Origin of the sequence: Mycobacterium dioxanotrophicus, from assembly GCF_002157835.1 — a bacterium.
In the GTDB taxonomy this organism is placed as follows: domain Bacteria; phylum Actinomycetota; class Actinomycetes; order Mycobacteriales; family Mycobacteriaceae; genus Mycobacterium; species Mycobacterium dioxanotrophicus.
The window spans coordinates 56011-75406 of the sequence record NZ_CP020809.1; the positions used below are offsets into that span (position 1 = coordinate 56011).

Consider the following 19396-nt stretch of genomic DNA (forward strand, 5'->3'; position numbering starts at 1 on the left):
CCAAGACGTCGGCTCCCTGCTTGCGGCGTCGCTGAACCGCATGCAGATCGGTTGGGCTGAGCGGCAACGACTTCAGGCGGCGTTCGGGATTTACGTCCCCCCGCTCTCGCGGCTCGGCTACTCGCGCAAGGTGATGACGTGTTCACCGGTGGCCGCCGCCAGGTGACGGTGATGTTCGTCGACATTCGCGACTTCACCCCGTTCTCCGAGGCGGACACCGCCGAGGACACGGTCGCCCGGTTCAACGCGCTGTTCGAAATCGTGGTCCTGCCGTCGTCGACGCGGGCGGGCACGTCAACAAGTTGCTCGGTGACGGCGCTCTGGCGGTCTTTGGTGCCCCGAATGGCCTCGCGGATCATGCCGATGCCGTCGTGACCGCTGCGGTGTTGACTCACTGCCTTGTTGCCGAGCAATTCGCCGGCGAGCTTACGATCGGCATCGGGATCAACACCGGCGTTGTCATCTCCGGGACCATCGGTGGCGCAGGTCATCTCGAATTCACCCTTATCGGCGACGCGATCAATGTCGCAGCCCGCGTCGAGCAGCTCACCAGGATCACCGGCGACGCGATACTCCTCACCCAGCAGACCGTCGACGTTTTGGTTTCCCGGCCACCCGAACTCGTCGACCGGGGATCGCTTGCGCTGAAGGGCAAATCAACCCAGCTGAAGATATTCGGGTTCGACCCGCAGGTGACGTCAGCCGATGGTCGACGAACTACGCCAGCGGGACCATATCCTGGAACGTTGTCGGCACCAATTCACTGACGGTCGGGTGGATGTGCATAGTGCGTGAGATCGCGGTGTAGGGCTGTTTGGCCGCCATGATGTCGAGGATAACGTGGACCACTTCATCGCCCCCGACGCCGAGGATCGCCGCTCCGAGAATTTCCTCGGTTTCCGCGTCCACCACCACCTTCATGAAGCCGAAGGTCTCGCCCTTCTCGATCGCGCGACCCACCCGTGCCATTGGGCGTTTGCCCACCAATGCTTTTCGGCCCGATCTGCGAACCTCGTCGGCAGTCATGCCGGCCCGACCCAAAGGAGGATCGACATACAGCGCATAGGCGGGGACGCGGTCGCTGACCCGGCGTGAGACGCCGTCGAGGAGTCCTGCGTTGGCCGCGACTATCTCGAAGTCGTTGTACGCCGTGTGGGTGAAGGCGCCCCGCCCGTTGCAGTCGCCCATCGCCCAGATGTGCCCGACATTCGTTCGTAGCTCGTCGTCGACCGCGATGTAGCCCTGGGCGTCGGTTTCAACCCCGGCCATTTCCAGGCCCAGATCGTCGGTGTCCGGCCGGCGACCGACTGCAACGGGGAGGTGTGTTCCGATGATTGGTTGCGCACCATTACGCGGTATCACCTGAAAGCCATTGTGGTGCCGGCTGAATCGAACATCGCCGGCGTCGACGCGGATGGCGACGCCTTCGGACTCCAGAATCTCCCTGATCGTTGCTGAGACATCCTCATCTTCGCGGGGTACTAGCCGTGGTGCCTTCTCGACTACGGTGACGTGGGCGCCGAAACGACGGTACATCTGCGCGAATTCCAAGCCGATGTAGCTGCCGCCCATGATTACGAGATGCTCTGGCACGGTGTCGAGTTCGAGCAATTCGACATTCGTCATGTACTCGATGTCGGACAGCCCTGGCATGTTTGGCACGAACGCTCGAGCGCCGACGTTCGGATAGATTCTGTCGGCCCGCAGCTGCCGACCGTCCACCGTGAGGTGGTGGTGCGCCATCAAGGACGTGTTCTCCAATCGGATTGTGGGCTATTCGATTGACTCGCGGATGAAGTCCTCGCTCGCGGTGGCCGCCCTGGAACATGCGGTGGCCTTACGCTCACCTGTTGCTACGATCGTCCATTCGGACAGGGGCAGTCAATTCAGGTCGCGAAAGTTCGTTCAAGCGCTGTCGCACAACGGGTTACATGGATCGATGGGCCGCGTCGGCGCGTGCGGTGACAACGCGGCCATGGAGTCGTTTTTCGCCCTTCTGCAGCGCAACGTGCTTGACCGGCGACGCTGGGCTACCCGAGCCGAACTGCGCCTGGCGATCGTGTCGTGGATCGAGCGGACCTACCATCGACGCCGGCGCCAACGCGCAATCGGCAAGCTCACCCCGATAGAACTCGAACTGCTCCACACACCAGTCGCAACCGCGGCCTGAAATTCACACCCCGCGAGTCAACTGAACTCGGGGCAGTCCCTTTCGATCGGCGAACATGCTTCCGCAACGGAGGACAGCTCGCGTTCATGGCATGGTCCCATGACTGGCAGCTGCGGGCCTTGCCGGTCGAGCACCTCCTATCCGGTCATGGCTTTGCCGGTCCATGCACGTTGGGTGTGGGGCTCACCACCCGTGGGGTTGGCCCGTAGGAAATGAAGCGTTCCGTGAGACAGATGGCGCCGAAAGCACTGTGAGACAACAAGGAAAGCGGCGGGTCAGCGGCGCCGGCGATGTCGCCAAGCGTGAGAACCTACAACGTTCCGACGTTCCGCGTTGTCGATTCTCAAACTGCATATAATATTCTCAAGCGGACTGTCATCCGCTTGTCATTTTCAACATTGCAGTGAGACAAAGAACTAGGAATCCGTCGGTCACGCGAGGGCGCCCGAACAATGTTTCGTGGCCGCCTCACCACGTAAACCTAGGTTCGGCTCGTCGACGCAGGTCTGCAGGTCCCGCACGTCTCGATCGGCCCAGGCAGCACGGTGGCCGCCCAGTGTTCGAGGTCGGCCAATCGGTCTGCGCAAATCTTCACGTACTGGCCCTCGGTCCACGAGGCGGCGCGCGGGCCCGGCCGGCTCACTGTCCAACAACTCGCACGGTGAATCCGTGCACCGGCAGGGGTGTGGCCGCGCACGATATTGATCACGTAGCCGTCGGGATGATCGGCGATCCAGGCCAAATAGCCGTCATCATCGTCACGGAACTCACGCGCATTCCCAAACACCGCAGCGGCCCCGGGTCGCACATCCGCTTGCGCCGAGTCATCAACGCTTGCTGAGCCGTTCGCGCCACGCGCGCCGGAGCTGGGCTGGTCTATGAGAACTGCATCGCCGACAAGGACGCGCCCGCGCGGGCTGACGTGCATGCCGCCAGGTGCGGCATGGATGCCGATCACGACCTTGTTGCCGGCGCGCGGGTCGACCTCCACGTGCAGCCCCAGTTCTGTGATCCGGCCGTCGAGCGGGTGACTGGACCGGCCGGGATCGGTGCGACCCAAAATTGAATCAAGAGAGTCGATCGTCTGCTTCCACAAGTTCGGCCAGATCCGCTGCGGACCGACCACGAAGGACAACTCCAGCCTGACCGGCTGGCTCGTGGGCAGCGCCTGCGCGTCGGCAACGCCGGCCATGATCTGCTTCTGGGCGGGGCTACCACCGCGGCGACTCTCCCATGACGCGGTCGTTTCGACGACCAGAACATCCGCCGGCCCGATCACCTCGCGGGCAGAGTCCACGCGGACGTACGAGTGCGCAGCATGTTCCTTGGTGCACCAGACCGACACCAACTCCCCGTCGAGCAAGCGCTTTGCGAGCGGGTAGGCGTAATTGTCGAGGTCGGCCTGGTCGAGTAAATCCCGATCGGCCCGGCGCCCGACGTCCAGGCGTAACGTCCACGGGCCCGGGACTTTTGAAGCGGCGAGAAGATCTTCGGTGTCAATCAGATATTCGCGTAGTCGAACCTGATCTGGATGAGCGGCCGCGTCCCAGGCCGCCAACCGCGGCGCGACACGCAACTGCAGGGCATCGTTCTCCGGGCGGGCAAACCAGCGCATTGCCAAAAGCTATACCAGCGCTCCGACACGTCGGCCGTGAGGCGTTAGGCGGTCCTACGCTAAAACAGCTGTAAACCGGATTCGGTGCACGGACATCACAACTAGGTGGCCGTCAGACTGAAAGTGACACAGAGCTCAGAAAAATCTGGGGCGACATCCCATCAAAACGGAGCGATCAACCCAGTTCAGGGTCCTCGGGGCTGACACCGCGTTTGAGAACTGACACGCGTGCTGCTGAAGTGGTTCTCATCACCGAACGTGGCGGAATCGCACAGATGGTGGCCGTGCGATGGCTGATCCTGGGGTTAAGAGACGCGCGAGTCCTTCAATCCAAGAGTGCGGCAACGGACATGGCCGATCAGGGGGCCATTATTGGGCCGTCGTGCGTCGGAGTTTATTGCGCGCCGCTTGGTCGGCGCGACAGTTCGATCTGTCCGCTCATCGCCCAGCCTCTGCGGGTCGGTTCCGGTGCAGCAGTCGGGGCCGTTGAAAGTCCACATCTGACAGGACGGCAGCCCCGCCGGCGCACGCTGTGCTGGCGGCAAGTGTTGCATTGCACAACTGTCTGGCAACCGCCGCACCAATGGCTGCGAATTCGCTTGGACCGCGCCAAGGTCACCACCACCGGCGCGTTCACTAGATACCATTTTTCTGGTTAGACGATAACCCCCTGAAGGGGGCAAACATGTTACGAGCAGTGGCCGCCACGGTTCTAGTGGCAGCAACCGTCGGATTCCCGGCCGCCGAAGTGATTGCGGCGCACTCTGCGTACGCCGAGCAGCCGCACTCGACCGCTGACGCACACGCGCCGCCATCTGGCTGCTATCCGCAAACTAAAAAGGGCAACTGCTACGAGCCCGGGGAATTCTGTCGTAGAAGTGACCATGGAGCATTCGGGGTGGCCGGTGACGGCGAGAGCATAGAGTGCAGCGACAACGACGGCTGGCGCTGGGAGCCGATCTCCGCCTAGACATCATCTCCGACCCAAGGAACGTCGTCGCGTCGATCTGTCGTGAAGGGTTCGGTGAAGATGTTCATTCCGCTGCGAAGATGCGCGTGAGCTGTCGATCGATGACGGCGACTGCTTCCTCTGATGTCCACTGGCCGAGCAAGACCTGGGCCTGCAGTCCTTCGGCTCCGGCGACGAGGAAGGCGCCTTCGGCGGCAGCGTCGATGTGTTGCGGTACCGCGCCGACTTCCTGTGCGCGAGTGATCAAGTCGGCCACCAGATTCGCAAGCTCCGGTGGTGCAACGCGCGCGACTGCGGCAAGGGCTGGTTCGACCAGAAAGCGGACGAAGTAGGCCGCATAGACCACATGCCGGTCGTGGCGCTGCGCGTCCAGTGGGAGCATCTCGAGCAGGACACCGCGCACAATCGCGCGCGTGCTCGGTGCCGCGCCAAGGCTGGCCATGCGGTCTTTGGCCTGTTGTTCGGCCTCGGCATTCAAGATTTCCAGCGCACCGAGCAACAACTGGTCCCTTGTGCCGAAGTAGTACTGCAGAAGCCGGGGGGAGACTCCCGCCTCGGCGGCCGCTCGTCGCAATGTGACCTGCTCTAGTCCACCGCGGATAGCCAAACGCCAGACAGCCTCGGCGATTTGGCGGCGCCGTTCATCATGATCCACCTGCCGCGGCATCTGCTCCCTGTCATCCCGGTGTGCTTTGTGGTGCGATCGTAACAAAACGTGTTATGGTTCGATCGCACCACGACATCGGCGCTACGAGGGAAGGGGAGTCGATGGGTAACGTCTTCACGTTGGTCGGGGGCATGGTTCTGTTGGTGGTGGGCGCTCAGGGCGCGATTCGCCTGCTGGCCGATCATGACAATGCGGGCGTGTTGGGCTGGCTGCCAGGCGGATTCGCGGCACGACTGCTCGGGTACCTGCTCGTTGTGGCGGTTGGAGTGGTGCTCGCTCGTTCCGGTAAGCGACGGTCAGATCGGTCCGAGGCGGACTAACGATGCCGAAGGGGCACGAACGCTGGTGATGAAGCATGCAGTAGTCAAGTGCCAGTGGGAGTTTCGGGAGAGAAGTGAGATGAGTTCGGTAAACCGCTTCACTGACCAGTCGACAGGCGCACCGAAAGGTGTGCTCGTCTTCGCGTCGCCGCCCGGCGCGTAGCGTGCAGGCATATGGTCGACACTCCGCCTCGTCAAGCTGTGTATCCGAATCTCCGATACGTGGATCCTGGATCGGCGATCGAGTTTCTCACGGGCGCATTCGGATTCGAATTGCACTTTAAAACCGAAGCCGACGACAGTTCCGTGGAGCACGCGCAACTCAGCGTGGGCACGGATCTGATCTTCCTTGGTCGAGAGCATGGCAACAATCCATACAGCATGCATAGCCCGCTGATACTGCACGGCACCACGCACGCACTGTGTGTTTGGGTGGCGGACCACGCACTCGACGAGCATCAGTCCCGCGCCGAGTCGGCTGGCGCCACGATCCTGAGCCGAATACATGATTCGCTGGCTTGAGTCAGGGAGTACACCTGCGCTGATCTAGAGGGACACATCTGGACGTTCAGCAGCTACGCGGGCGAATGAATGGAGAGCGGGTGGCGCGCCGATGGCACCAACCCCACCACCATTAACCCCTGATCTCCGTCCAATGAAGTTCTTCGTTTGCCTGCGCTTTTCGCCCCGTCGATCACGCTTCGGAAGACAGGCGACGGGGTCAATGCTGTCCGGTAGGGGTCAGTCGTAGGAATTCAACCGGTTCCGGAGACAAACGTGGCGGAGTAAACGCTTCATGGAGCTCTGCCGGAAACTCTGCGAGCAGCACGGATGAGCCGGGCAACGTCGACCTGTCAGTATCGGGGTGTGACCCCACCGTGCGATAAGGATGCGCCGCGGGCCAGTGCGCGGATCTCGTGGCCCGTGATGGTCCCGCTGCTTGTGGGGATCCTCGCGCAGAGTCTCGCGGTGAGCATGATCAACACCGCCCTGCCGAAGCTGGCCCACGATCTCGGGATCGCTCCGGCGGACCAGTCGTGGGTCGTCAACATTTACCCGCTCGCCGTGGGAGCTGCGATCGTGCCGGCCGCGCGGTGGGGTGACCGCTCCGGCCGCCGCCGCGCCCTGGTCGCTGGCATGACTGTCTTCGCGCTGCTCAGCGCGGTGGCCCCGGTACTGCCTGCCCCCGGACTGCTCGCAGCACGACTCGGCCTCGGCATCGCCGGCGCGCTCATCCTGGCGAACGTGGTGTCCACCATCGGCGCTGTGTTCAAGGGTCACGCCCGGACGATGGCGAACGGCCTTTGGGTTGCCGTGTTCGGTGCCGCCAACACGATTGGCCCGCTCGTCGGTGGCTACCTCACCGATCACTGGGGCTGGCAGTGGGTGTTCTGGATCTGCGTACCGATCGCGGCGATCGGCGCGCTCCTCACCCGGGCGACAGTGCCGAACACGCGGGCCTCGGTGCGGCCGGCGTGGCATCCGGGGTGGGTGATGGTCGCGGCGCTCGGGCTCGGCGTCACGGTATACGGCGTGCAACGCCTGCCGTTCGTACCGGTTGTCGGCGCCGTCGTCGGACTGGCCGGTGCGGTAGTTCTGACCGTGTTCCTGCGGGCCCAGCGACGGCTGCGGGATCCACTGCTGCGGGTGGACCTGTTCGGTGACCGGGGTTTCTCGGCGGCGGTGGCGACGATCGTCGTTTCGGCCGGGGTCACCCTCGGAGCGATCTATCTGACCAGCCTGCATCTGCAGAACGATCGGGGATGGTCGGCGTCGGCGACCGGCCTGGTACTGCTCTGGCAGGCGATCGCCACCACGATCGGCGGCATCGTGGCGCCCACGCTGGCCCGGATCGACCGCCGCGGCCTGGTCCTACCGGCGGCGCTGATCCTGCAGGCGGCCGGGCTGGCCTGGGCGGCAAGGGATCCGGCGGCGATCGGCCCGGCCCTGCTGCTGATCGGCGCGGGCTTCGGCGTCATCGGCACGCTCGGCACCACGGCGCTGTTCGTGGCAGCTCCCGCCGACGCGGTGTCCCAGGTGGGCGTGGTGCAAGAGGTGGCATTCGCGCTCGGCTCTGGCCTCGGCATCGCGGTGCTGGCGGCCCTCGCCGCATCGTCGGGTTACTCCGGTTCGCTGGCTGCCGCGGCTGTTGGGGTGACGGTGACGGCCGTGGTCGTCGCCCAGATCGGCAATCCGCTGGCTCCGGTCTCCAGCACCTGACCGGCCCCTTCACCGATCTATGAAGTGCGCGCACAATCGGATCCATGGCGCAGACGACGATCTCGGCCGGCCGTTGGGAGGTCGAGTCCGGTCGAGGGACGCCGCCGCGTGATATCAGATCGGCTGTACCACAAGGGGTCTGACAGGAGCTGACGATGCAAAGATCAAAAGCTGCAGCACTGAGCGCGGGATTCTTCGTGGTCGCCCCCGGCACGGTGGTCGGACTGATCCCATGGCTGATCACCCATTGGCAGTTTCAGCGTCCGCTACCGGGCTGGGCGGTAATGCGCGTCATCGGCGGACTTCTGATCGCCGCGGGCCTCGTCCCGCCGGTTTCGGCCTTCGCGGAGTTCGTCAAGGCCGGTGGCACCCCGATCCCGGTCGCGCCGACCGATCGTCTGGTCGTCTCCGGATTCAATCGCTACGTGCGTAACCCGATGTATGTCGGGCTGTTGCTGGTGATCATCGGACAGGCGTTGCTGTTCGGAAACGTGCGGCTACTGATGTATGCGGTAGCGGCGTGGGTGGCTCCTGCAGCGTTTGTCCGGTGGTATGAAGAGCCAACTCTCGCACGGCAATTCGGAGACGAGTATGAGGCGTACCGACGTGCGGTCCCGGCCTGGCTGCCGCGGCTACGCCCGTGGGAACCGCCACGTCGATAAGCCCGCTGCCCGTACCGCCCGCGCCCGGGCGGGGCACTGGTAGGTAACCAGCAAACGAAACACCAATCGTCGACGGTGCGCGCACAAGCCGCCGGACGTCGATCGTTTGCCGCGGTTTTGCCAGATCCCGAAAGTTCCAATACAGTGCTCGGCTGACTGCTACAACCCCGTAGTACCAGGTGAAGTGGCACAGATCACACCATGGCAACCGGAGCGACGGTTGTGGCGAGTGTGATGTGCGGGTGACGAACTCACTGCAGCGTCGTCGCCGCCGTAATGCACGCAGCAAATTTCATCAGCGCGCGTCTGGTGTGGTTGGCGTTTGGTCGCCGCATGCCAGTGCGCAGCTCGGCCCTGTCTTTCGACGCCAAGAGGCGGTTGGAAGGCGTGTCTGTGTCGGCCGACGGATCCACAAGTTCAGAAAAGAGAGCACGACCTTGCCGAAAGCGGACCGACTGACCGAGGCGCTCGGAAAACACAAACAAGTGAAGAAGATCATCACGGCCGTTCTCGTTGCCACTGGCGTCGGCGGTGTCACCACGTTGTCTTCGCCCCCGGTGCACCGCGATACCACGGCCGCGGTCGCGGTTGAGCAACGGCCTGCCGACGGCACAGTCACCAGAGTGGCCGCAGCCATCACCCGCAGACCGGTGGTCGTGACCAAGGACTCCAGTCCGCACGACATCGTCAGGGCCATCGTGAGCCAGGGCCAGGCCGCCAGGCTGAGCGAAGAGCAGATCAAGGCCGTCATCGCCACGGCGAAAATCGAGTCCACGTTCCGCCCGACCGCCTCCGGCGGTGTGCAGGCCTACGGCAGCCAGGGGGCGGCGGCTGACGAGGTCATCGGCCTGTTCCAAGAGAAAGCCAGTTTCGGCACCGTCGCTGAACGTCAGGACCCTAACAAGGCGATTGCCAGGTTCATCGCCCGGTTCACGGAGGCGTTCAAGAAATACGGCGTCGGCAGCGACAGTGTGTTGGCGGCCACGCTCGCGCAGAACCCGCAGTTACTCAGGTATCGCGGCGGGGTCGGAACCGACTACTACAACACGGTCAAGGCTGCGATGGGCGCGGCTTCCGACCTGTACGGCCAGGCCGTCGGCGCCACTCTGCAACCGGTCACCTAGCCGCATACGGCATCCTTGGCGGGTGACGGTCGACTCGATACTGGAATCCATCCCACCGCTGGCGGTGTACCTCGTCATCGGCCTGATCATCGGCCTGGAGAGCCTGGGCATCCCGTTGCCAGGCGAAATCGCGCTGGTGAGCGCGGCGGTGCTGGCCTCTCGGCACAGTCTCGACATCAGTCCGGTGTGGGTGGGGGCGGCGGCCACCATCGGAGCCATTGTCGGCGACTCCATCGGCTACTCGATCGGCCGGCGCTACGGCATGGGGCTGTTCGAGCGCCTCGGTAAACGCTTCCCCAAGCACTTCGGTCCCGGCCATGTCGCACTGGCCAAGAAACTCTTCGCCCGCTGGGGCGCGTGGGCGGTGTTCTTCGGGCGCTTCATCGCGCTGCTGCGGATTCTGGCCGGCCCGTTGGCCGGCGCACTGCGTATGCGCTATAGCCACTTCCTGGCCGCGAACGCGTCCGGTGCCATCTGCTGGGCCGGCGGCACCACCGCGGTGGTCTACTACCTCGGACTGGCCGCCGAGAAATGGCTGGCGCGATTCTCCTGGGTGGCACTGGTTGTCGCGATCATCGGCGGCATCGGCCTGACTCTGCTGCTCAAGGAGCGCACCCGCAACCTGATTGCGCAGCTCGAGGACGAACACGACTGGGAAACCCTGCGCCGGCACGACGGAATTTGAGGCAGCTGCTTCATGATCGGTGCGCCGACATCGCGCGATGACCCGACCATGACGCCCCGTTGCGGCGAAGCTATTGCAAGCCAGTCACTTTCGCACTGACGACTTGTGCCCAACCAGGCCTGGTACGGCTCGAACGTGTATCAGCCGGCCGACCGACTGATTGACACGCCCCGCGACACGCACGCGCAGTGAGTGATGAACAGCGGGTGCGGAGGAAGAATGTTACGGGCAGCGAGAGCGCATCGACGCCTCGCCTTGATCGCACATGAAAAGGAGTGCCGTTATGGCAGCGAAAGAGACCTTGACCGACGCGGGGACGGCGAAGCCGGCCACCCGCCGCGCACCTTCGAAGAGGACTGCGGCGCAGGAGAACAAGCCGGCGAGAGCGAAGAAGCCGGCCGCCGGCAGGGCGACGGTGAAGGCCAAATTGCCAAACTTGACCCACGAGATGATTGCCGAACGCGCCTACCACATCTCACGTTCGGAAATCCGTGGGACAGATGAGGAGAATTGGCACCGGGCAGAGGCCGAGTTGCGACAGGGCTCGTAGCGCAACTCATAGCTGCGCGATCGGCAGGCGGCACCCAACCGGCACATCGTCTGGTTCGGATCGCCAATGTCTCTAACGCTGCAGCCGGTGAGAACGTGCGTGCTCCGACTGCCGAAATGGACTGAGGCTCAGATGAGCACCGATCCTTGCGCGTGACTAGCGAAGGGCAATCACGGCCCGTTCCGGGCGAGTGTCCCTGTTGGCCCGGTGAACGACACATCACGACCGAATCGCCGCGATGCAGTCGCACACAACGAGATCCCGATACAGAATGTGCGGGTGATTGCGCTGAGCCGGCACGGGTGAGGTGAGCCCTCTGTAGTGGTCCAGTCGTTGTGGGACTCTGTTGCCCGAGTGTTCGGGTAGGAAGAATCGACAACGACATGGCATCGAACAAGCGCCGGCGGCATACGCCGGATCAGATCATCCGCAAGCTCGCCGAGGGCAACAAGCTGCTCGCGTCGGGCCAGGAACTGGCCGAGGTGTGCCGGCACCTGGAGATCGCGGAATCGACGTGGCATCGCTGGCTGGCCCAATACGGGGGCATGAAGGCCAACGACGCCAAGCGCCTCAAAGAGCTCGAGGCCGAAAACGCCCGGCTCAAGAAGCTGGTCGCCAACCAGGCTCTCGACATCGACATGCTCAAGGAGATTTCGTCGGGAAACTTCTGACCCGAACCGCAAACGCCGCGCAGCGACCATGCTGCGTGAGCGGTTCGGGGTGTCGCAGCGCCGCGCCTGCACCGTGGTCGGTCTGCACCGCTCCACGATGCGCTTGACGCCATCACCGATCGCCACCGAGGAAGCCGAACTACGGGCCTGGCTGCGCCGGTTCTCCATCGACCGGCCCCGCTGGGGATGGCGCCGGGCTGCCAAGATGGCCCGCCGAGCGGGCTGGAAGATCAACAACAAGCGCATCCGCCGGCTCTGGCGGGAGGAGGGCCTGCGGGTGCCGCAACGGCGCCGCAAGAAGCGGTTGACCGGCATCGGTGTCGCCGTGGGTGCGATGTCGCCGATTCGCCCGAACGTGATCTGGGCGATGGACTTTCAGTTCGACACCACTGCTGATGGGCGCACCATCAAGATGCTCAACGTCATCGACGAGTTCACCCGCGAAGCACTGGCGATCGAGGTCGCCCGATCCATCGACGCCGACGGTGTCGTCGAGGTCTTGGACCGCCTCGCGCTGGTGCACGGCGCACCGGTCTACGTACGTTTCGACAACGGCCCGAATTCGTGGCGCACGCGGTGGCTGATTGGTGCCGATTCAACAGTGCCCGATCACTTTTCATCGATCCCGGCTCGCCGTGGCAGAACGCCTTCGTCGAATCATTCAACGGCCGACTGCGCGACGAACTGCTCAACTCGTGGCGCTTCGACTCTCTGTTGGAAGCCCGGGTGATCATCGAGGACTGGCGCCGCGATTACAACGCCAACCGGCCCCACTCAGCCCACGGCGAACTCACCCCTGCCGAGTTTGCCCTACAGTGGTCGGCGACCCACCAACCGAAAGTCGCATAACGGCTGGACCACCAACTGGGTCCCCCTCAGCGCTCTGGTTGCCGCCGCTTCGTTCATTGTCGATCCGGTCGCGACATTCGCTCTGGCCTCGGGGAAGCGATCAGTTCGGCGCGAACCGAGGCTCCGGCTGCGTGCGGGATCAGTGGGCATAACACTGATCTTGGCGAGTTCGCGGACCGATATACAGTCCACTCCGCTGACCCCGCACCGGCCACTGTGTTACCGACTGGCTACATACGCGGTGAAAGCGCAGCTCTGTCGTTCGGACTCAGATCGCAGTAGGTGGCGTCCTGGCAGGCGAATTGCAGGCGTCTAGCTGGGAGTAATCGGCCCGCCATGGCCGCCGAACCTCCACCTGCCCAGCAAGCCTGAGCGCTACGTCGTCGTGGCGATCCGGACCGATGATCTGCATACCGACTGGTCCACCAGGAGTGAGTGACCAGGGCACCGAAACCGCCGGATTCCCGGCGACGTTCCACACCGAAGTGAAGCCACACCACTGATGAAATTGAGAGACGTCGGTGTCCCAGCCCGCGGGTCCGTACGCGCCGGGCGTGAACGGCAACGCGGCCACCGTAGGACTGACGACAACATCGCAATCGTCGAAAACCTCCTGGATCTGGGCTCGCAAGATCAGTCGGGTCTCGAGCGCCACAGCGACCTCGGGTCCTGTCAGCGTGCCGCCCAAAGCGATCAGCGCGCGGTAATCCGGGTCGAGTTCGGCGAGCAGCTCGTCACTCCAGCCGCGGTACCCTGCCGCGGCGAAGGCAGTGGACAGCAATCCTGCGATCCTGGTCGGTCCATCCGGAAGAACGACACGGCGGATGTGGTGTCCCCACCGTTGCAACTCGGTGACGAACTCCTCGAAGGCGTCGGCGGTGGCCGGCTCGGCATGCAAGCCATCGACACTACTGATCACGCCAACCCGCAGGTGCTCGGAATCGGAGTTGGCTGAAGTATCGCCCGACCACGAGACCGGGTCCCGCGAATCGTGACCGGCGAGGAGTTCAACAAAGGCTCCTGCGTCGGCGACGGTCCGGGCGCAGGGCCCGAAATGTGCCAGAAAGTCAGCGCTCACCGGAACGTAGGGGATCCGGCCCAGTGTCGGCTTGAATCCGACGACGTGGCAGAACGACGCCGGGATTCTGATTGAGCCCAGGCCGTCAGTGGCGGTCGCGATCGGGCCGTAACCCCACGCCACCGCCGCCGCTGCACCGCCGCTGGACCCCCCTGCGGTGGCCGTAGGAATCCATGGGTTGTAGGTCGGACCGAACAGACGATTCCCGGCCTCAGCCTTCCAGGCGTCTTCCGAAGTATTTGTCTTGCCGATAATGATGGCACCGGCGCGTCTCAGACGCTCCACGGCGACGGCATCCCGATCCGGCACGTTCAGCCGCATCGGCAAAGAACCGCGCGTCGTGCGGATGCCAGCGGTCGCCGAAATGTCTTTCACAGTCACCGGCATCCCGAAGCCGAACGGTACCTGCGTGAGATCGCTGAGTATGAGATCGGCGCGAGCCGCCGAACCCAGCGCGCTGTCTGCGAGTTGGAGCACGAGGGCGTTGCTCGGGTCGACCGTATCGGCGATCCGGTCCAGTACCGACTGAATGACCTCGCTGACCTTGAGGGTCCGGTTCTGGTAAGCGTCTCGGAGTTCGACACCGGACAATTGCCACGGCTCGGAACACGTTGCAGACATGATTCTCCTTCGTCGTATCTGGCGCTACACACGCGGCGCTTCGGTGCACCGACCACTGAGATGAATGGGCACCGAGTCGTCGCCCCGGGCAACGTCAGTGTCTGCCGTACACGCCCAGGGTGGCGCGACCTCCTGGCCCACGAATGCCCGACCACTTTGTTACGCGAGCCGATCAGCCGATTGATTGGGCAAACGTACGGGACAATCAAAACACCGACTACAGGAGGCGCGAGGTTGCTACCAGAGGACGTTGATCTACCCCTTCGAATCGACATGGCGAGCCCCGAGCCGGTGAAGGTTCAGATTCTGAGTCAAGTCAAGGAGGCCATTGCTAGCGGGATGCTGCGTGCGGGTACGCCGATGCCGTCCAGTCGCGCTCTGGCCCGCAGCCTCGCCGTATCGCGCAGCACAGTCGTCGAGTGCTACCTCGAGCTGGAAGGTGAAGGTTTCGTCGACAGCGTCCATGGCGCCGGCACTTTCGTGGCGGACCGTGGAAGCGAAGATCCTGCCCTGCGGAGCGACAAGCCCGACACCCTCTCCGCGTCGCCGCAAGAACCTCTGGATCTGCGACCTGGCGACCTCGACCCCGCGTTGCTTGCGAGCTCGGCCTGGAGAGGAATGTGGCGGGCAGCCCGGCCGTCCAGCGCGCCCCCACCCACCGCTGGTCTGTTCGAACTGCGTGACGAAATCGCCGGCTATCTCGGTTCCGCACGAGGCCTGGCGTGTGATGCCCAAGAGATCGTGCTGTGCGCCGGCACCGGTGAAGCGATCGTGCTGCTCACCTTGGCCTTCGGCTGGGCAGGAAATGCTCCCGTTGCCGTCGAAGACCCTGGATATCACCCGGTCCGTCGCGCGTTGGAGGCGGCAGGCGCTTCGTGGACGCCTTTCAACGCCTCCGATCCCGACCGCTATGTCGACCATCTCCGCGCGGTCTCACCGACACCGGCCGCTGTATACCTCACCCCCAGCCATCAATATCCATTGGGCTACCGCCTGAGCTACGACTCGCGACTGGAACTTCTTGACTGGTCAGCAACCACCGGAGCAATCCTGCTCGAAGACGACTACGACGGAGAATTCCGCTTCGGCGTGCCGCCGATCAGCAGTGTCGCCGCGATGGCACCGAACGCGAACTGTATCTACGTCGGGACCGTGTCCAAGGCGCTGGACCCCGGTTTGCGCGTCACCTATCTGCGGGTCCCCCCGCACCTCCTGCCGCGGGTGCTGGAGGTTCGCGCTGCGATCGGCGCCACCGTCTCCGCACCATGTCAGTGGGCGCTGCACGAGCTACTCAGAACAGGCGGACTCACCCGCCACGTCGCCAGAGTCCGCAAGGTGTACCGAGACCGGCGGAAAGCATTGGTCGATGCCCTCGAAGCGCTCCCATCCCACCCTCAGATCCAAGGCGCCGACGCAGGCCTGCACCTGGTTCTGCCCCTCCCGCAGAGCATGTCAGCCGCGACTGTCGCCCGCCAAGCCCGGCGCCGCGGAGTCCTGATCGCCGATCTGGACGAGTTTCGCACCGTGCCTGATCCCTCGAACCCCATTCTGGCGCTCGGGTACTCGAAAGCCAACCCGTCGGAGATCCGCCGGGCCGTACGGGTTCTCGCTGAATTACCGGCGTTCCAGCCGGGTCAACGCCAACCGAGTTTCTAAGTTCGTAACACAGTGGTTGCACCCCAACCAGACGGACTGGACTGTGCACGCGGACATACGCACACCAGCATTGTCGTCATGACCCACACACCGCTCTCTGCGAACAGCGAAGACGTCGCCGACGACGCTCTGCCCGTGAATGAGGAAACACAGGTTCATCGGTACCGTTGGCTGCAGCGCACCAGCCGGTCGGATCTGTACGAGGTACTGGAGGCTGGTCTCATTGCTCACGTCGGCTTCCTGCGAGATGGGAAGCCCATGGTGATACCAATGGCGTACGCCTTGGTCGATGGTCACATGCTGATGCACGGCTCCACCGGTGCGGGATTGAACCGGACGGCAAAGCAAGGGGTTGAGTTATGTGCCACTATCAGCATCTGCGACGGGCTCGTCTACGCACAGAACCTATTCGACTCCACTCTCAACTACCGCTGCGCCATCGTCTTTGGCACGGCGATACCCGTCGAAGGTGAAGCAAAGACGACCGCCATCAAGGCGATCTCCGAAAGACTCATGCCGGGCCGTTGGAATGAGGTCGAACCCCCGACTACCCGTCAAATGGCTGCAACATACGTGCTCAAGCTCGCTCTCGACCAAGTGAGTGTGAAGATCCGTGCTGGTGCCCCGGATGATTCTCCCGTCGACAGTATCTGGACAGGTTATGTGCCAATGGTCACCCAACTCCTGGACCCTGTAGCACAAGAAGGGGTGAACGCGGCAGAGGCGCCGTCGTTACGTCCGGCCATTTCTCGGTTCAACGACATCGCTATCCGCCACCTGGCATGACCAACTCAACGAAGGCATCAGTATGACCATCGCTCCCAACATTCAAGCTACGACCACGAATCGGACATCAACGGGCGTGCCCGGATTCGTAGAACGCTACGCGAACTGGACCGATGAACAGTCGGATCGCGCAGCGGTCCTCGCCGGTCGAATGGATGCCGGCGAATTCGACATGATTCGTGTCTCATTCGTCGATCCCCACGGATTTCCGCGTACTAAATGGCTTGCTCCTCAAGTGTTTTCATCAGCTCTGCGCAGCGGACTCGACTACAGCCTGGCGCCATTCATACAGGATACCGGCCAGGATATCGCCGTAGATCTGTTCGCCCGCGGAGTGGGCCACGACCTTCCTGAGTTCGAGGGGTCATCGGATTTTGTCGCTGTTCCCGATCCTCTGACGTTCCGCTCGCTGCCGTGGGCGCCTCGAACAGGCTGGGTACTCGCCGACGAGTTCTTCAAGACCGGTAGCCGTTTACCGCTGTCCCCACGGAATGCTCTACGCCAGCAAGTCCAACGGCTCGAGCGTCGAGGACAAACGTACGTCGTCGGGCTGGAGATCGAGTTTTATCTCACTCGACTTGTGCGGAACGAGTTATCTTTTGGCGACGTCGGCGGATTCGGGACGCCGGGGACTGCTCCAACCGTTCAGCCGGTCGACCTCGGTTACCAGTTCAATGGCGATGACCATCTCGATCAGATTGCGGACTTTCTCATGCCACTGTGTGGCACCCTCGTCGATCTGGGTTTGCCGCTGCGCAGTGCTGAGCACGAATCAGGGCCAGGGCAGATCGAGATCACGTTCGAACCGCTAGAAGGACTTGCTGGCGCTGATGCAGTCATTCTCTTTAAGGCAGCGGTGCGACAGTTCGCCCGGCGTAACGGATTTCATGCCAGTTTCATGTGCAAGCCTGCCCTGCAAGGCTGCGACCCGAGCGGATGGCACCTCCACCAGTCGATCGCCGACAGCCAGACTGGTCACAATCTCTTCATGTCCGACGTACCTGGGCAGCTGGTATCGCAACTCGCGGAGAACTTCGCCGGTGGTTTGATCGCAAACGCGGCGGCATCCAGTCTTTTCACCACGCCGACAATCAACGGCTATCAGCGATATTCCGAATCGCACACACTCGCACCGACTTTGGCAGGCTGGGCTGACGACAATCGTGGAGCGATGATTCGAGTGCTCGGCGCGCCGCACGACCCTAGCCCAGATTTTTCGGGGATTATCGCTGGTGACGGCGTGTAGATAAGCGAAAGTGCCTGTCCTGCAAGGGATAATTGGACTTCTCTAGGGTTCAACCATCCTGACGGGAAGGCACTTCGCAGGTGAAGAGTATCGCGGCCGCATCGCGGGTGAAAGTGTCAGCCGACGGCCACGGGGTCGTGTCGCACGCCGGGATGGGCCTACTGCGGGAACTGGCCGACCGGACCGGGTTATCAGCGCAGGTCACCGGGCTTTGGCCGACACCTACCGCGGGCCGTGGAGCTACGCACCCGGCGAGGTGTTCGCTGATCTGGCCGCGGCGGTCGCCGACGGCGCGGACTGCATTGACGGGGTCGGCCAACTGTGCGGCGACCGTGAGCACGCGTTCGGCGCGAAAGCCTCCACGACCACGATGTGGCGGCTGGTCAATGAGCGCATCGACGCTGCACACCTGCCTGCGGTGCGCGCGGCCCGCGCCAGCGCGCGGCGGCGGCCTGGGCCGCCGGTGCGGCCCCGAACCGGGTGGCTGGCTGCACATCGACATCGACGCCACCCTGGTGATCGATCACTCCGACAACAAACACGGCGCGACGCCGACCTGGAAGAAGTCGTTCGGGCACCATCCGCTGCTGGCGTTCCTGGACCGCCCCGAGATCGCCGGCGGGGAAGCCCTGGCCGGGCTGCTGCGCAGCGGCAACGCGGGCTCCAACACCGCCAGCGACCACGTCATCGTCCTGGCCCAGGCGCTGGCAGCGCTGCCCGCGCCGTGGCGGCCCGACTCGAGTCGTGGCGGTGATCCCGACCGGCCCCAGGTGCTGGTGCGTTGCGACACCGCCGGAGCCACCCACCGATTCGCCGACGCCTGCCGTGAGCAGGGGTCGGATTCTCCTTCGGCTACCCGTCGACGCCCGCGTCCAGGACGCCGTGGACACACTCAACCTTGCCGAGGGCTGGTACCCGGCCATCGACACCGACGGTGGGCTGCGCGACGGCGCCTGGGTCGCCGAGGCCACCACCTTGGTCAACCTCAACAGCTGGCCGCCGGGCACCCGGCTGATCCTGCGCAAAGAGAGACCGCATCCCGGCGCCCAGCTGCGGTTCACCGACACCGACGGGATGCGCGTCACCGCGTTCATCACCGACACACCGCCCGGTGTCGTGGCCGGCCAAGTCGCCGGCCTGGAGTTGCGGCACCGCCAGCACGCCCGCGTCGAGGACCGCATCCGCGAACTCAAGAACGCCGGCCTGCGCAACCTGCCGTGTCACGGCTTCTGGGCCAACGCCGCCTGGCTCGAGATCGTCCTGGCCGCCGCCGACCTGGTCATCTGGGCACGGCTCATCGGATTCACCAGTGATCCGACGCTGGCCCGCGCCGAGATCGCCACGTTCCGCTACCGCGTGCTGCACGTCGCGGCCCGCATCACCCGCGGCGCCCGCCAACTCCGGCTGCGCATCGACGCCACCTGGCGCTGGGCCACCTCGATCGCGACCGCCTGGCAGACGATCCGCACCGCCTTCGGATAACAGCCGGCCTCCTGACCGATCGAT

General features: G+C 63.9%; 13 protein-coding genes and 5 pseudogenes. 14 read left to right on the forward strand and 4 right to left on the reverse strand.

Annotated elements, in window-relative coordinates; all coding sequences use genetic code 11:
• Positions 1–4: 4 nt before the first annotated feature.
• Positions 5–767: pseudogene (locus tag BTO20_RS00255) on the forward strand (adenylate/guanylate cyclase domain-containing protein); the annotation flags it as partial.
• Here BTO20_RS00255 and BTO20_RS00260 read toward each other — a convergent pair.
• A pseudogene (locus BTO20_RS00260) lies at positions 718–1734 on the reverse strand (mercuric reductase); the annotation flags it as partial. The pseudogenes BTO20_RS00255 and BTO20_RS00260 overlap by 50 nt on opposite strands.
• A 1-nt stretch (position 1735) precedes the next feature.
• Between BTO20_RS00260 and BTO20_RS00265 the strand changes: the two are divergent.
• Positions 1736–2170: pseudogene (locus tag BTO20_RS00265) on the forward strand (DDE-type integrase/transposase/recombinase); the annotation flags it as partial.
• A 481-nt stretch (positions 2171–2651) separates the two neighbouring features.
• Here the strand turns inward: BTO20_RS00265 and BTO20_RS39820 are convergent.
• Entirely contained in the window at positions 2652–3785 is a 1134-nt protein-coding gene (locus BTO20_RS39820; RefSeq protein ID WP_198344201.1) for a hypothetical protein, read from the reverse strand.
• 1034 nt (positions 3786–4819) lie between these two features.
• A complete protein-coding gene (locus BTO20_RS00275) occupies positions 4820–5422 on the reverse strand; it encodes a TetR/AcrR family transcriptional regulator (protein ID WP_087072404.1) in 603 nt (200 codons plus the stop codon).
• A 101-nt stretch (positions 5423–5523) separates the two neighbouring features.
• Here BTO20_RS00275 and BTO20_RS00280 point away from each other — a divergent pair, with 101 nt between their 5' ends.
• From BTO20_RS00280 to BTO20_RS00315, 8 genes and pseudogenes are all read left to right on the forward strand, one after another.
• Positions 5524–5742, forward strand: a complete 219-nt coding sequence (locus BTO20_RS00280; RefSeq protein ID WP_087072406.1) for a hypothetical protein — start codon at positions 5524–5526, stop codon at positions 5740–5742.
• Between the two features lie 222 nt (positions 5743–5964).
• Positions 5965–6264, forward strand: coding sequence for a VOC family protein (locus BTO20_RS00285; protein WP_232490980.1), 300 nt, complete (start codon positions 5965–5967; stop codon positions 6262–6264).
• Positions 6265–6609: 345 nt separating this feature from the next.
• Positions 6610–7962: an MFS transporter gene (locus tag BTO20_RS00290; RefSeq protein WP_087072408.1), complete on the forward strand. Its 1353-nt coding sequence runs from the start codon at positions 6610–6612 to the stop codon at positions 7960–7962.
• A 155-nt stretch (positions 7963–8117) separates the two neighbouring features.
• The gene (locus BTO20_RS00295) at positions 8118–8624 is read left to right on the forward strand and encodes a methyltransferase family protein (protein WP_087072410.1); all 507 of its coding nucleotides are present in this window, start codon (positions 8118–8120) and stop codon (positions 8622–8624) included.
• Between the two features lie 242 nt (positions 8625–8866).
• On the forward strand, positions 8867–9748 hold the full coding sequence (locus BTO20_RS00300) for a hypothetical protein (RefSeq protein WP_232490981.1): 882 nt from the start codon (positions 8867–8869) through the stop codon (positions 9746–9748).
• Positions 9749–9770: 22 nt separating this feature from the next.
• On the forward strand, positions 9771–10433 hold the full coding sequence (locus BTO20_RS00305) for a DedA family protein (protein WP_087072414.1): 663 nt from the start codon (positions 9771–9773) through the stop codon (positions 10431–10433).
• Between the two features lie 283 nt (positions 10434–10716).
• Positions 10717–10983: a DUF2934 domain-containing protein gene (locus tag BTO20_RS00310; protein WP_087081394.1), complete on the forward strand. Its 267-nt coding sequence runs from the start codon at positions 10717–10719 to the stop codon at positions 10981–10983.
• Positions 10984–11366: 383 nt separating this feature from the next.
• A pseudogene (locus BTO20_RS00315) lies at positions 11367–12503 on the forward strand (IS3 family transposase).
• A gap of 268 nt (positions 12504–12771) precedes the next feature.
• On the opposite strand, the gene BTO20_RS00320 reads toward BTO20_RS00315, so the two are convergent.
• Positions 12772–14202 carry an amidase gene (locus BTO20_RS00320; protein WP_087072416.1) on the reverse strand — a complete coding sequence of 477 codons (1431 nt, stop codon included), beginning with the start codon at positions 14200–14202 and terminating at the stop codon, positions 12772–12774.
• 273 nt (positions 14203–14475) lie between these two features.
• Between BTO20_RS00320 and pdxR the strand changes: the two genes are divergently transcribed.
• The 4 genes and pseudogenes from pdxR to BTO20_RS00340 all read left to right on the forward strand — a co-directional run bounded on the left by pdxR (position 14476) and on the right by BTO20_RS00340 (position 19372).
• Positions 14476–15858 carry a MocR-like pyridoxine biosynthesis transcription factor PdxR gene (gene pdxR, locus BTO20_RS00325; RefSeq protein WP_198344202.1) on the forward strand — a complete coding sequence of 461 codons (1383 nt, stop codon included), beginning with the start codon at positions 14476–14478 and terminating at the stop codon, positions 15856–15858.
• A 78-nt stretch (positions 15859–15936) separates the two neighbouring features.
• Complete coding sequence (locus BTO20_RS00330; protein ID WP_087072422.1) at positions 15937–16644, forward strand: pyridoxamine 5'-phosphate oxidase family protein; 708 nt, start codon at positions 15937–15939, stop codon at positions 16642–16644.
• A 22-nt stretch (positions 16645–16666) separates the two neighbouring features.
• On the forward strand, positions 16667–17890 hold the full coding sequence (locus tag BTO20_RS00335; RefSeq protein WP_087072424.1) for a type I glutamate--ammonia ligase: 1224 nt from the start codon (positions 16667–16669) through the stop codon (positions 17888–17890).
• Positions 17891–17970: 80 nt separating this feature from the next.
• Positions 17971–19372: pseudogene (locus BTO20_RS00340) on the forward strand (IS1380 family transposase).
• Positions 19373–19396: the final 24 nt, after the last annotated feature.

Coding starts and splice junctions, on each gene's coding strand:
- BTO20_RS39820 (WP_198344201.1), bottom strand. CDS start 3,785: ATGCGCTGGTTTGCCCGCCCGGAGAACGATGCCCTGCAGTTGCGTGTC.
- BTO20_RS00320 (WP_087072416.1), bottom strand. CDS start 14,202: ATGTCTGCAACGTGTTCCGAGCCGTGGCAATTGTCCGGTGTCGAACTC.
- pdxR (WP_198344202.1), top strand. CDS start 14,476: ATGGCGAGCCCCGAGCCGGTGAAGGTTCAGATTCTGAGTCAAGTCAAG.
- BTO20_RS00275 (WP_087072404.1), bottom strand. CDS start 5,422: ATGCCGCGGCAGGTGGATCATGATGAACGGCGCCGCCAAATCGCCGAG.
- BTO20_RS00330 (WP_087072422.1), top strand. CDS start 15,937: ATGACCCACACACCGCTCTCTGCGAACAGCGAAGACGTCGCCGACGAC.
- BTO20_RS00335 (WP_087072424.1), top strand. CDS start 16,667: ATGACCATCGCTCCCAACATTCAAGCTACGACCACGAATCGGACATCA.
- BTO20_RS00310 (WP_087081394.1), top strand. CDS start 10,717: ATGGCAGCGAAAGAGACCTTGACCGACGCGGGGACGGCGAAGCCGGCC.
- BTO20_RS00280 (WP_087072406.1), top strand. CDS start 5,524: ATGGGTAACGTCTTCACGTTGGTCGGGGGCATGGTTCTGTTGGTGGTG.
- BTO20_RS00295 (WP_087072410.1), top strand. CDS start 8,118: ATGCAAAGATCAAAAGCTGCAGCACTGAGCGCGGGATTCTTCGTGGTC.